General features: G+C 54.3%; 11 protein-coding genes. 8 read left to right on the plus strand and 3 right to left on the minus strand.

Annotated elements, in window-relative coordinates; translation table 11 throughout:
* The first annotated feature begins 21 nt into the window (after positions 1–21).
* Positions 22–2,121, plus strand: coding sequence for a UvrD-helicase domain-containing protein (locus tag PG1C_RS04225; RefSeq protein ID WP_202636156.1), 2,100 nt, complete (start codon positions 22–24; stop codon positions 2,119–2,121).
* A gap of 114 nt (positions 2,122–2,235) precedes the next feature.
* Here PG1C_RS04225 and acnB read toward each other — a convergent pair whose 3' ends face one another.
* The 3 genes from acnB to PG1C_RS04240 all read right to left on the minus strand — a co-directional run bounded on the left by acnB (position 2,236) and on the right by PG1C_RS04240 (position 6,947).
* Positions 2,236–4,821 carry a bifunctional aconitate hydratase 2/2-methylisocitrate dehydratase gene (gene acnB, locus PG1C_RS04230; protein WP_202636157.1) on the minus strand — a complete coding sequence of 862 codons (2,586 nt, stop codon included), beginning with the start codon at positions 4,819–4,821 and terminating at the stop codon, positions 2,236–2,238.
* A 68-nt stretch (positions 4,822–4,889) separates the two neighbouring features.
* Positions 4,890–5,891 carry an HpcH/HpaI aldolase/citrate lyase family protein gene (locus PG1C_RS04235; protein WP_284431792.1) on the minus strand — a complete coding sequence of 334 codons (1,002 nt, stop codon included), beginning with the start codon at positions 5,889–5,891 and terminating at the stop codon, positions 4,890–4,892.
* 66 nt (positions 5,892–5,957) lie between these two features.
* Positions 5,958–6,947 (minus strand): malate dehydrogenase, encoded by a 990-nt coding sequence (locus PG1C_RS04240; RefSeq protein WP_202636158.1) that lies wholly within the window; start codon positions 6,945–6,947, stop codon positions 5,958–5,960.
* A gap of 294 nt (positions 6,948–7,241) precedes the next feature.
* Here PG1C_RS04240 and PG1C_RS04245 point away from each other — a divergent pair, with 294 nt between their 5' ends.
* The 7 genes from PG1C_RS04245 (at position 7,242) to gltA (ending at position 12,952) form a co-directional block, all read left to right on the plus strand.
* Entirely contained in the window at positions 7,242–7,982 is a 741-nt protein-coding gene (locus tag PG1C_RS04245; protein WP_202636159.1) for a GntR family transcriptional regulator, read from the plus strand.
* 66 nt (positions 7,983–8,048) lie between these two features.
* Entirely contained in the window at positions 8,049–8,453 is a 405-nt protein-coding gene (sdhC, locus tag PG1C_RS04250) for a succinate dehydrogenase, cytochrome b556 subunit (RefSeq protein WP_202636160.1), read from the plus strand.
* Position 8,454: 1 nt separating this feature from the next.
* Positions 8,455–8,799, plus strand: coding sequence for a succinate dehydrogenase, hydrophobic membrane anchor protein (gene sdhD, locus PG1C_RS04255; RefSeq protein WP_202636161.1), 345 nt, complete (start codon positions 8,455–8,457; stop codon positions 8,797–8,799).
* Between the two features lie 2 nt (positions 8,800–8,801).
* Positions 8,802–10,589 (plus strand): succinate dehydrogenase flavoprotein subunit, encoded by a 1,788-nt coding sequence (gene sdhA, locus PG1C_RS04260; protein WP_202636162.1) that lies wholly within the window; start codon positions 8,802–8,804, stop codon positions 10,587–10,589.
* Positions 10,590–10,608: 19 nt separating this feature from the next.
* Positions 10,609–11,331: a succinate dehydrogenase iron-sulfur subunit gene (locus PG1C_RS04265; RefSeq protein WP_269464911.1), complete on the plus strand. Its 723-nt coding sequence runs from the start codon at positions 10,609–10,611 to the stop codon at positions 11,329–11,331.
* Positions 11,332–11,342: 11 nt separating this feature from the next.
* On the plus strand, positions 11,343–11,648 hold the full coding sequence (locus PG1C_RS04270) for an FAD assembly factor SdhE (RefSeq protein WP_202636163.1): 306 nt from the start codon (positions 11,343–11,345) through the stop codon (positions 11,646–11,648).
* Positions 11,649–11,659: 11 nt separating this feature from the next.
* Positions 11,660–12,952: a citrate synthase gene (gene gltA / locus PG1C_RS04275; protein WP_202636164.1), complete on the plus strand. Its 1,293-nt coding sequence runs from the start codon at positions 11,660–11,662 to the stop codon at positions 12,950–12,952.
* Positions 12,953–13,000: the final 48 nt, after the last annotated feature.

A 13,000-nucleotide genomic window follows, 5' to 3' on the forward strand; every position in this document is an offset into this window, starting at 1 on the left:
AACCTAGAGCATTGCAATTCGATGTACTTCCGCATCTCCGATACCTTCACTGATAGCCTCGCCAAGCTCACTGGCGAAGAGCAGAAGCTAGTCAAAACTACTGCCTTCGATTTGCAACTGAACCCGGCAAGTCCGGGACTGAGTTTCCACAAACTCGACAAGGCGAAGGACAAGAACTTCTGGTCGGTGCGGGTGGGCAGTGATATCCGCTTGATTGTGCACAAGAGCGCTGCGAGCCTGCTGCTCTGCTATGCGGATCATCACGACAAGGCCTATGACTGGGCGGAACGACGCAAGCTGGAAACGCACCCCAAGACGGGTGCCGCGCAGTGGGTGGAGATACGCGAAACGGTGCAGGAAATTGTCGTTCCAGTGTATGTGCAAGGTGCCGTGCAGGCAGAACTGGTTATGGAGCCAAGGCCCGCTCCCAAACTGAAGCCGCTGTTCACCGACAGGCCCGATGATGAACTGCTTGGCTATGGCGTCCCGGCCGAGTGGCTGGCCGACGTGAAGAGCGCAACCGAAGACACGCTGTTGGTGTTGTCCGACCACCTGCCCGCCGAGGCGGCGGAGGCGCTGCTGGAACTGGCAACGGGCGGCAAGCCCCGCGTGCCGGCGCAACCCACGGCAACAGCGAATCCCTTCGATCATCCTGACGCCCAGCGCCGCTTCCGCGTGATGACCAATGTGGAGGAGTTGCAGCGCGCGCTCGACTTTCCCTGGGAAAAATGGACTGTCTTTCTGCACCCCGAGCAGCGGCAATGGGTGGAGCGCGATTACACGGGGCCGGCGCGCGTTTCCGGCTCTGCTGGCACAGGCAAGACTATCGTGGCATTGCACCGAGCCGCCTACCTCGCACGCATCAACCCTGACGCCCGAGTGCTGTTGACGACTTTCTCTGACACGCTGGCGAGTGCGTTGCACACCAAATTGAAGCGGCTGTTGGGCAACGCGCCGCGCCTTGCGGAACGCATGGATGTCTATTCGCTGGAAGCTATCGGTCTGCGCCTCTACAAGACTCACATTGGGCAGGTAACCATCGCGGATCGTGCGGATGTGCGGGCTGTGATCGAGGAAGCGGCACGCGCTGTAGCCGGCCACAAATTCAGTTTGCATTTTTTGCTGACGGAATGGGAGCAGGTGGTGGACGCCTGGCAGTTGGCAAGTTGGGAGGCATACCGCGATGTAGTTCGGCTCGGCCGCAAGACCCGCCTGCCGGAGGCGCAGCGCGCGGTGTTGTGGTCTATTTTCGAACAGGTTCGTGCCGCGTTGAAGATGCGCAAGCGGGTGACCCAGTCCGAGCTATTCACGACGCTGGCCGCTGCGATTGCGGCCGGCAGCAAGGTGGTGTTCGACTTCGTTGTGGTGGATGAGGCGCAGGACATCGGTGTGGCCCATCTGCGGTTTCTTGCTGCATTGGGCGGTGGCCGACCGAACGCCTTGTTCTTCGCTGGCGACCTTGGGCAACGCATTTTTCAACAACCGTTTTCGTGGAAGTCGCTGGGCGTGGACATCCGCGGAAGGTCGCGCACCTTGCGCGTCAATTACCGCACTTCGCACCAGATTCGCTCGCAGGCAGACCGGTTGCTCGGTTCGGTGGTGACCGATGTGGATGGCAACAGCGAGGACCGGAGTGACACGGTTTCCGTGTTCAACGGCCCGCCGCCGATGATTCGAATTTTCAAGGACGAGAGCGAGGAGATCAACAACGTCGGTAACTGGATTGTGGCGCGGGTGAATGATGGCGTGCTGCCGCACGAGTTTGGTGTTTTCGTCCGCTCTACAGCGCAACTTTATCGCGCCGAGGCGGCTGTCAACGCCGCAGGTCCGGCCTGCAAGATTCTCGATCAACACGTTGAGACTGTCAGCGGACATGTCTCAATCAGCACCATGCCCCTCGCCAAGGGACTGGAGTTCCGTGCCGTGGTGGTGATGGCGTGCGACGACGAGATCATTCCCTTGCAGGAGCGCATTGAGACAGTCGGCGACGCCGCCGATTTGCAGGAAGTGTATGACACCGAACGTCATCTGCTCTACGTTGCCTGCACACGGGCAAGAGATCATCTGCTGGTGACGAGCGTTGCGCCTGCTTCAGAGTTTCTTGATGATTTGAGAGGGTAATAAAAGCTCCCTTGCGTCACGCAAGGGGTTCAGTAAAAGTCGGCTCTGGTGAGACGGCGCCAAAACAAAAAGCCCCGGTTTGCCGGGGCTTTTTGCTTTCAGTTCAGGTGTTGATTACATCGTCACCGTATCCGCTACTTCGCTGAATTCCTTGATCTGATCGAAATTCATGTAGCGATAGATGTCGGCGGCCTTGGCATTCACCGCCTGCACTTGCTCCATGTATTCGGCCACGGTCGGAATTTTTCCCATCAAGGCCGTGACTGCGGCTAGCTCAGCGGAACTCAGATAGACGCGCGTTTCGATACCCAAACGGTTGGGAAAGTTGCGCGTGGAGGTCGATACGGCCGTGCTGCCTTTTTTGATCTGCGCCTGATTGCCCATGCATAGCGAGCAGCCGGGCATTTCCATGCGCGCACCGGATTTACCGAGGATGGCGTAGTAGCCTTCTTCGTTGAGAATCATGGCGTCCATCTTGGTGGGCGGTGCAATCCACAGGCGGGTGGGTATGTCCGTCTGACCTTCGAGCACTTTGCCGGCAGCGCGAAAATGGCCGATGTTGGTCATGCAGCTGCCGATGAAGACTTCGTCAATTTTCTCGCCAGCCACTTCAGACAATATCTTCACATCGTCCGGATCGTTCGGGCAGGCGAGAATCGGTTCCTTGATGTCGGCCAGATCGATTTCGATTACAGCGGCATATTCGGCGTCGGCATCCGGTTGGAGCAGGGTGCCGTTGGCGATCCAGTCTTCCATGGTCTTGATGCGGCGGCCGAGGGTGCGCTTGTCCTCGTAGCCTTCGGCAATCATCCATTTCATCAAGGTGATGTTGGAGCGTATGTATTCGACGATGGGCGCCTTGGAGAGACGCACGGTGCAGCCGGCGGCGGAACGTTCGGCGGAGGCGTCGGTGAGCTCAAATGCCTGTTCCACCTTGAGATCGGGCAGGCCTTCGATTTCCAGAATGCGGCCGGAGAAGACATTCTTCTTGCCTTGCTTGGCGACGGTGAGCAGACCGGCCTTGATGGCATACAGCGGAATGGCATTAACCAGATCGCGCAGCGTGATGCCGGGTTGCATCGTACCTTTGAAGCGCACCAGTACCGATTCGGGCATGTCGAGCGGCATCACCCCGGTGGCGGCGGCGAAGGCGACGAGGCCGGAGCCGGCGGGAAAGGAGATGCCGATGGGGAAGCGGGTGTGAGAATCGCCGCCGGTGCCCACGGTATCGGGCAACAGAAAGCGGTTGAGCCAGGAGTGAATAATGCCATCGCCGGGTTTTAGCGAGATGCCGCCACGCGAGGTGATGAAGCTGGGCAGGGTGCGATGGGTCTTGACGTCGACCAGTTTCGGGTAAGCGGCGGTGTGGCAGAAGGACTGCATCACCAAATCGGCGGAGAAGCCAAGGCAGGCGAGGTCTTTGAGCTCATCGCGGGTCATTGGGCCGGTGGTATCCTGGCTGCCGACAGACGTCATACGCGGTTCGCAGTAGGTTCCCGGGCGGACACCTTTGCCTTCGGGAAAGCCGCAGGCGCGGCCAACGATTTTTTGCGCTTGCGAGAAACCCTTGCCGGTATCAACGGGCGGTTCGGGCAGGCGGAACAAGGTGGAGGCGGGCAGGCCAAGAAACTCGCGTGCCTTGGCAGTGAGGCCACGGCCGATGATCAAATTGATGCGGCCACCGGCGCGCACTTCATCCAGCAGTACTTCGGATTTGTAATCGAAGGTGGAAATGACAGTGCCGTTTTTCTCGATTTTTTTCTCATAAGGGAAAATATCGATGACATCGCCCATGGCCATTTGTGTCACGTCGCACTCGATGGGGAAGGCACCGGCATCTTCTTGCGTGTTAAAGAAAATCGGGGCGATTTTTCCACCCAGGCAAAAACCACCAAAACGTTTGTTCGGCACAAAAGGAATATCGTCGCCAGTCCACCAGGTGACAGAGTTGGTAGCCGATTTGCGCGAAGAACCGGTGCCAACTACATCACCCACGTAGGCAACGGCGTGGCCTTTTTTCTTCAGATCTTCAATCAGCCCCATCGGGCCGCGCTCGCCGGGTTTTTCCGGGGTAATGCCATCGCGTGCATTCTTCAGCATGGCCAAACCATGTAATGGAATATCAGGGCGGCTCCAGGCATCAGGTGCGGGCGAGAGATCATCGGTGTTGGTTTCGCCCGTGACCTTGAAAACGGTGACGCTGATTTTTTTCGGCACGTCAGGGCGCTGCGTAAACCATTCACCATCGGCCCAGGATTGCATGACCGCTTTGGCGTTGGCGCTGCCTGCCTTGGCTTTGTCGGCGACATCGTGAAAGGCGTCAAACATCAGCAGGGTTGATTTGAGTGCGGTCGCGGCGGTGGTGCCGACTTCGGCGTCGTCCAGGGCGTCGATCAGCGGTTTGACGTTGTAGCCGCCGACCATGGTGCCGAGCAGTTCGGTGGCTTTTGTGCGTGAAATGAGCGTACATGCCGTCTCACCTGCGGCAACTTTTGCAAGAAACTCAGCCTTGACTTTAGCCGCCTCATCAACACCTGCGGGAACGCGATGCGTGATCAAATCAACCAACGTGGCTTCTTCACCTTGGGGTGGGTTGAGTAACAGCTCAATCAAGGCTTCGGTCTGCTGCTTGGTGAGCGGTAGCGGGGGAATGCCAAGCGCGGCGCGCTCGGCAACATGTTGGCGGTAGGCTTCAAGCATGGTGGTTTCCTTTTGTGCGATGGTGAGATGAATAAAAAAGCGAATGCGTGAAAAATGGGATTGTTGTTTTAATCGGTCGGCTGGAAAAAATGCTGACAAATTTCTGTCGTCATGGGCACACCCGTCGCGCGCGCACGTTGCAGCAGCTCCCAGTAATAGCGGTAAGACGCGCGGTCGTGTAGCGTGCCTTTCCATGAGATCGGCCCCCAGGCAGCGGCTTGAGCCGTCAACAAGAGCTCTGCGGCCTCGGTGACCGCAGCAAAGTCGGGGCGCATGGCTTCGATGATGGGTTGAATTTGCGCCGGGTGAATGCTCCACATGCGCAAAAAACCAAAGTCGTTGCGCGCGCGTCGCGCATCCTCGAGTACGACGCCAGTGTCACGCAACTCGGTGGTGACGTTGTGCGCGGGTACAATGCCGTTGGCTAATGCTGCTGCCGCAATTTCACACTTGGCGCGAACGATAAGCGGATGCGTAAATTGGCCGGGTGCGCGCATCGCGGTATCGGGAATCGCGCCGTGATGTGCGCTTACGAAGTCCATGAGGCCGAAGTCGATGGATTCCACGTGGGGAAGGCGTGCGATTTGCCAGACATCATGCAATGCGCCGGGCGTCTCAATAAGAACATGCACGGGAATTTCGCGGGTGATAGCGTGGCGCTGCCGCGTCTGGTCAATGGCCGCAATCTGTTGGGCAGCATCATTCGCGCAGCTTGGCTTGGGCAGCACAATGTAGGCTACCCGGTGCCCTGCGCGCTGGATGATGATATCCAGATCAGCCCGCCAATGCGGGTGAGTGATGTCATGGGTGCGCACCCCCAGCCGCCCGTGGCTGTTGGCCGGGTCCAGCAACAGCGCGCTGACCATCTCGGCATGTTCACGTTCATGGCCCGCTGGGGCGCCATCTTCACAATCGGCCGTGATGTCAAAAACCGGCCCGAGTTCAGCCTGGAGTTGCAGTGCCTTGCGGATCATTTTTTCTGATCCGGCATAGTGCTCGCAGGCGGCAAGCATCGGGAAGGGACGACTTCCCTGATACAGAACTACTGCGGGATGAAGAAGCTGGCTCACGGGTACTGGCACTGGCTTTTTTTCTGCTTCATCCCGTGTGTTTGAGGCGAGGTGCAATGAGCGCAATCAGCCCAACAAGCTCGCAACACCCGCTTGTTCTTCTTGTAGCTCAGTCAGCGTTTTATCCATCATGCTGCGTGAATAGTCGTCAATGGCTAAACCCTCGACGCGTGTGTATTCGCCGTTTTCGCAGGTGACAGGAACGCCATAAATGATATCTTGCGGAATACCGTAGGAACCATCGGATGGAATACCCATGGTGACCCACTTGCCGTTGGTTCCCAAGGCCCAATCGCGCATGTGGTCAATAGCGGCATTCGCTGCAGAGGCGGCAGACGATGCGCCGCGTGTGGCAATGATCGCTGCACCGCGTTTGCCCACGGTGGGGATGTAGTCGTTTTTGTACCAGGCATCATCATTAATGGCCGCCAATGCAGGCTGACCTGCGACGCTGGCAAAACGTAGATCGGGATACATGGTGGGTGAGTGGTTGCCCCAAACGATCATTTTTTCGATATCCGCAACTGCTTTGCCTGTTCGGGTGGCCAATTGCGAAATGGCCCGGTTATGATCCAGACGCAGCATGGCGGTAAAATTTTGTTTAGGCAGGCTAGGCGCCGATTTCATCGCGATGTAAGCATTGGTGTTGGCCGGATTGCCAACCACCAGCACTTTCACATTGCGTGAGGCAACTTCATTGAGTGCTTTGCCTTGCTCGATGAAAATCTTGGCATTTTCCATCAGCAGGTCTTTGCGTTCCATGCCGGGACCACGGGGCTTGGCGCCAACCAATAAAGCGTAATCAGCCTCTTTAAATGCTACCTTGGGATCATCCGTGCCCACCATGCCAACCAAGGTGGGGAAGGCACAATCATCGAGCTCCATCATCACGCCTTTGAGCGCGGCCTGGGCTTTTTCCATGGGCAGTTCAAGCATTTGCAGGATTACTGGTTGATCTTTGCCCAGCATCTCACCCGCAGCAATGCGAAAGATCAGCGCGTAACCGATTTGGCCGGCAGCACCGGTGATTGCAATACGAACGGGGGTTTTGGTCATAATGAGTGCTCCAATAGGTAAGGGAAGTAAAAAGTGTGTGAAGAGAAAGCGTTAAATAAAATGAATATCGGTTGAATTTAAGTCTTGGCCTCTAAGCTTGGGTGATGGCGATAATGACCATGTAACCTTTGTTCAACAGTGGCGTTTGCAAAAGCGTTTTACGCCAGGGCCAATACTTTTCAAGCGTGAAATAGTAATTTGGATATGACACCTTGTCAATATCTATCATATGTCTTATATATGATATAAGTATAAGTCTAGACGCCGCTTGGAAAATATGTTCAAATCCATTTCATGAATAAAAGCGCCGTCTTGTCATCGCCGACTTTTAGCCCGCTTTATCGCCAGATAAAAGCGCTGCTAGTGCAGCAGCTTCAGTCGGGTGAGTGGCATCCGGGTGAGGTGATTCCGAGCGAGACTGAGCTTGCGGTTCGGTTCTCGGTCAGCCAAGGCACGGTGCGTAAAGCCGTTGATGAGCTAGCTGCAGAACACTTGCTGGTGCGCCGTCAAGGCAAGGGTACATTTGTCGCTAGCCACGATGACCCGCGCGCATTTTTTCGCTTTTTGCGCTTGATGCCAATCAATGGGGAGATACAGCAAGCCAAGAGTATTCCGCTGGAATGCTGGCGTGCGAAAGCCGGCCCGGAGGCCTCGCGCATGTTGGCGATCAAGGTGGGTGACCCTATCACCGTGGTGCGTCGCGTGCTGCAGTTTGCAGAAAAACCCACTGTGGTCGATGAGATTTATTTGCCGGGCGCAATATTCGGGGCCATAACCCTGGACATGCTGCGTGATTACCAGGGTTCGCTATATAGTTTTTTTGAAGATCGTTTTGGGGTGCGCATGGTGCGCGCTGAGGAGCGTCTGCGTGCCGTGGCTGCTGATCGGTCGAGTGCCGAGTTGCTCCATGTGGCAGAAGGTAGCCCGCTGTTATCGGTCGAGCGCCTGAGTTTTTCCTATGCCGACAAGCCTGTGGAATGGCGGCGTGGGTTGTATTCCACACAAGAGCATTGTTATTTCAATGAGCTTGGGTAAGCTAACGTCGCTGGATAACTTGTTACTCGGCGACAATGTCCGTATTTAGAAAGGGGATAGCATCACATGTCAGCGTTAAATGAACAGAAAAAACAGCGTCCAAGGTTTTTGGACCTGACCGTCATACGCCTGCCACTGGCGGGATATGCATCCATTCTTCATCGCGTGAGCGGTGCCGGGTTATTTTTGATGTTGCCATTACTCATATGGCTGCTCGAGTTATCCCTGAGTGCAACACCGGATAGTCTGGCGCTGTTTGAAAAAATCACTGGAAGTGTTTTAGTCAGACTTGTTCTGTTGGGTTTGATCTGGGCTTTTTTACATCACTTCTGCATGGGTTTGCGCATTTTGCTGATTGATATTCATGTTGGGGTGGAAAAACAGCAGGCGCGGTCTTCCGCGATGGCTGTCATGGTGGTCAGCCTGTCATTGACGCTGGCATTTGGCCTCAAACTTTTTGGAGTTTATTAAGATGAGTCGTCTGGTCGTGGGTGCCCATTATGGGTTAAAAGACTGGCTGGCGCAGCGCATTACCGCTGTGCTAATGGCTATTTATACCCTGGTTATTTTTGCGGCAGTTTTAGCGGGGGCTGCAAGTTCGCATGAGGCCTGGCGAGGCTTCATGGGGCATGGCGTGGTGCGTTTTGTCACCTTTCTGTTCATTCTTAGCCTGGGCTACCATGCGTGGGTTGGTGTGCGTGATATCTGGATGGACTACATCAAGCCCACAAGCGTTCGCATCATGTTACATGTCCTGACATTGCTGGCTCTGGTTGGTTATGCCGGTTGGGCAATTCAGATTATCTGGAGGTTGTAAGAGTGACTTATACCGTGCGTAAATTTGATGCTGTGGTGGTGGGTGCAGGCGGTGCTGGTCTGCGTGCTGCGCTGCAACTTTCTGAATCCGGCCTGAAAACAGCCGTGCTAACCAAAGTGTTCCCCACGCGTTCGCACACAGTAGCCGCGCAAGGCGGAGTGGCAGCCTCTCTTGGGAATTCTGAAGAAGATAACTGGCACTGGCACATGTATGACACCATCAAGGGTGGCGACTGGATGTGTGACCAGGACTCGGTCGAGTTCATGTGCCGCAATGCTAACGCGGCGGTGGTCGAACTGGAGCATTACGGCATGCCCTTTGACCGCATCGACAATGGCAAGATTTACCAGCGACCGTTCGGCGGGCACATGTCTAACTTCGGCGAAAAGCCAGTGCGTCGATCCTGTGCGGCAGCCGACCGCACGGGGCACGCGATGCTACATGCCCTGTACCAGCGAAATGTCAAAGTCAATACGCAGTTTTTTGTCGAGTGGCAAGCACTGGATCTGATTCGCGATACGGATGGTGAAGTGTTGGGTGTTGTGGCCATGGATATGGAAACGAGTGAAGTGGTGGCCTTCCATGCCAAGGCCACTATTTTTGCTACAGGCGGCGCGGGTCGTGTTTATTACTCATCCACGAACGCTTTCATTAATACTGGTGATGGTCTGGGCATGGCAGCGCGGGCGGGCATTCCGCTGGAAGATATGGAGTTCTGGCAATTCCATCCTACCGGCGTGGCGGGTGCGGGTGTGCTGATCACCGAAGGGGTGCGCGGCGAAGGCGGCATCTTGCGCAATGCCGATGGTGAGCGGTTTATGGAGCGTTACGCACCGAACGCGAAAGATCTGGCATCGCGTGATGTGGTTTCTCGCTCGATGCTGACCGAGATCAATGAAGGCCGGGGTGCTGGACCGTACAAGGATTATGTGTACCTCGATCTGACCCATCTGGATCCGCAGGTCATCCTCAAGCGGTTGCCCAGTATTCATGAAATCGGGATTCAGTTTGCCGGGGTCGACTGCCTCAAGGAATATCTTCCCGTAGTGCCTACAGCCCATTACCAGATGGGTGGCATTCCGACCAATCGCTACGGTCAGGTGGTTGTGCCACAAGGCAATGATTTATCCGTTCCCGTGCCAGGCTTTTATGCTGCAGGTGAATGTGCCTGCGCCTCGGTGCATGGTGCTAACCGATTAGGCACCAATTCATTGCTCGATCTGCTGGTTTTCGGGAAGTCCTCTGGTGAGGCGGCTGTTGCGTCAATTCGAGAAAATGTAAAAGCGCACAAACCGTTGCCTGTTGATGTGATCGAGAAATCGCTGGCACGTCTGGATCGCTTGAATACGCAAAAAGGTGGCGCCAATGTGCATGAAACGCGACTGCTGATGCAACGTACGCTACAGAAGCATGCCGGTGTCTTTCGCTTCAGCAACCTGCTCAAGGAGGGCGTCACCAAGATTCTCGAAGTGGCTGAAACGGTTGCCCATACGGAAATTCAGGATAAATCGAAGGTGTTCAACACGGCACGTATCGAGGCGCTTGAACTGGATAACCTAATTGAAGTCGCGAAGGCCACCATGATCTCAGCTGAAGCACGCAAGGAGTCACGCGGGGCTCACATGCGGGATGATGCCGAAGATAGTCCCGAGCATCCGAATGGTCGCAACGATGAAGAGTGGCTCAAACATACCCTGTGGCATCGCGAAGGGAATCGCCTTGAATATAAACCGGTACAAATGAAACCGCTTTCAGTTGATAGTATCGAACTGAAAAAGCGTACCTACTAAGAAGGATCCAAGAATGACAATGCCTCTCACCATGCGGACTTACCATTTCAAAATCTATCGTTACGATCCAGATAAGGATGCCAAGCCTTATATGCAGGATATTTTCGTCGAGTGTGATCCGATGGATAAAAAATTGCTGGATGCGATGATCAAACTAAAAGCCAAGGATGATTCACTTTCCTTTCGTCGTTCCTGTCGCGAAGGTGTTTGCGGATCGGACGCCATGAATATCAATGGCAAAAATGGCTTGGCTTGCCTGACTGATCTGGCAATTTTCCCCGAAGGTAAGCCCATTGTGCTGCGTCCCTTGCCGGGCCTGCCTGTAGTACGAGATTTAATCGTCGATATGACGCAGTTCTTTAAGCAATATCTTTCGATCAAGCCTTATCTCGTCAATGATGACCCCTTACCTGAGCGCGAACGGTTGCAGTCCCCTGAAGACAGGGAAGAACTCAACGGTCTTTACGAATGCATTTTGTGTGCGTGTTGCACAACCGCATGCCCTTCGTTCTGGTGGAATCCGGACAAATTTGTCGGTCCGGCGGGTTTGCTTGCTGCTTATCGCTTCATTGCCGACACCCGCGATCAAGCAACGAATGAGCGACTGGATAATCTGGAAGACCCCTACCGTCTTTTCAGGTGCCACACGATCATGAATTGTGTGGATGTCTGTCCGAAAGGGTTGAATCCCACCAAGGCGATAGGCAAGATCAAAGAGATGATGGTTCAACGAGCGGTCTGATTAAATCCATCATGCCTGAAGATCGTCATGTTCGCCTTGGGCGTCTACGCTGGCATTGTCGTCGTGCCTTGTTAGAGCTGGATTTGCTGTTCGAGAGATTCTGGCAGCGGTATGGTGACACGATTGATGTGCAAGATGAAGCTGCACTGAAGCAGTTGTTAGCGCTGGAAGATTATGACTTGTGGGCGTTGGTGAGTGGAACACAGAAAAGTGATGACCCGCAATTAATACAGATGATCGAGCGCATACGTACCGAATTCGTACCGCTTGATCATGAACGACTGAGTGGCAACTTTTATTTCAACGGTAGTACATAGGGGAACTGAGCATGAGCACAAACCGCACCGCAAATTTTGCTGTCGATGGCAAGCACGTTGAATTTCCAGTGATGTCTGGGACGCATGGCAATGATGTCATCGATATCCGGACGCTGGGGGCGAAAACAGGCCTGTTTACTTATGACCCCGGCTTTCTTTCTACTGCAAGCTGCCAGTCGAAAGTGACTTACATTGATGGTGACAAAGGTGAGTTGCTTTACCGGGGTTATCCCATTGAGCAGTTGGCCGAGCAGTGTAATTTCCTTGAAGTGGCCTATTTGCTCAGAAATGGCGAATTGCCAAATGCCGAGAAAAAAACGAAATTTGAGGACACGATCAAGAAGCATACGATGGTGCATGAGCAGCTCGTCAAATTTTATCAAGGCTTTCGGCGGGATGCGCATCCGATGGCTGTGATGGTGGGTGTGGTTGGTGCATTGTCGGCTTTCTATCACGATGCGCATGATTTCTCTGATGCAGAGCATCGCAGCATTTCGTTTAACCGGCTGATCGCCAAGATGCCGACAATTGTTGCCATGACGTACAAATACAGCGTCGGCCAGCCGTTTATGTACCCCCGTAATGATCTTGACTACACCGCTAATTTCATGCACATGATGTTCGGCACACCGGCCGAGGAATACAAACCTAACCCAGTATTAGTGCGTGCGCTGGATGTGATTTTTACCCTGCATGCGGATCACGAACAAAACGCATCTACCTCGACCGTGCGTCTGGCTGGCTCGTCGGGTGCGAATCCGTTTGCCTGTATTTCTGCAGGTATTGCTTGTCTTTGGGGTCCCGCACATGGGGGCGCTAATGAAGCTTGCCTTGAAATGCTAGAAGAAATTGGCGATGTTTCTCGTGTAGGTGAATATATCAAACGTGCCAAAGATAAGACTGACAATTTCAAGTTGATGGGTTTTGGTCATCGCGTCTATAAGAACTTTGACCCGCGTGCGAGGCTGATGAGCAAGGTGTGCGCCGATGTGCTGAGTGAATTGGGTCTGGAGAACGACCGTTTGTTCAAGCTGGCTAAAGAGCTTGAAAAAATTGCGTTGGAAGATGACTATTTCATTGAAAAGAAACTCTATCCGAACGTTGATTTTTACTCAGGTATTGTGCAAAAAGCACTGGGTATTCCAACGTCCATGTTTACCTGCATTTTTGCCCTGGCGCGTACCGTGGGCTGGATGACCCAATGGGAAGAAATGATCACTGATCCTGAGTACAAGATTGGTCGCCCCCGCCAGCTTTACACCGGTGCTGCCCGCCGCGATGTCATTCAGATCGCCAAGCGTTGATACGGTTAAATTAAATAAACCACAGCCCTGGATTTTTACACATTTCAA

The organism is Rugosibacter aromaticivorans (assembly GCF_000934545.1).
Taxonomy (GTDB): Bacteria; Pseudomonadota; Gammaproteobacteria; order Burkholderiales; family Rhodocyclaceae; genus Rugosibacter; species Rugosibacter aromaticivorans.

Bases quoted from the DNA above. Each gene is read 5' to 3' on its own strand.
- PG1C_RS04225 (WP_202636156.1), top strand. From the start codon at position 22: ATGTACTTCCGCATCTCCGATACCTTCACTGATAGCCTCGCCAAGCTC.
- acnB (WP_202636157.1), bottom strand. From the start codon at position 4,821: ATGCTTGAAGCCTACCGCCAACATGTTGCCGAGCGCGCCGCGCTTGGC.
- PG1C_RS04240 (WP_202636158.1), bottom strand. From the start codon at position 6,947: ATGACCAAAACCCCCGTTCGTATTGCAATCACCGGTGCTGCCGGCCAA.
- PG1C_RS04245 (WP_202636159.1), top strand. From the start codon at position 7,242: ATGAATAAAAGCGCCGTCTTGTCATCGCCGACTTTTAGCCCGCTTTAT.
- sdhC (WP_202636160.1), top strand. From the start codon at position 8,049: ATGTCAGCGTTAAATGAACAGAAAAAACAGCGTCCAAGGTTTTTGGAC.
- sdhD (WP_202636161.1), top strand. From the start codon at position 8,455: ATGAGTCGTCTGGTCGTGGGTGCCCATTATGGGTTAAAAGACTGGCTG.
- PG1C_RS04265 (WP_269464911.1), top strand. From the start codon at position 10,609: ATGCCTCTCACCATGCGGACTTACCATTTCAAAATCTATCGTTACGAT.
- PG1C_RS04270 (WP_202636163.1), top strand. From the start codon at position 11,343: ATGCCTGAAGATCGTCATGTTCGCCTTGGGCGTCTACGCTGGCATTGT.
- gltA (WP_202636164.1), top strand. From the start codon at position 11,660: ATGAGCACAAACCGCACCGCAAATTTTGCTGTCGATGGCAAGCACGTT.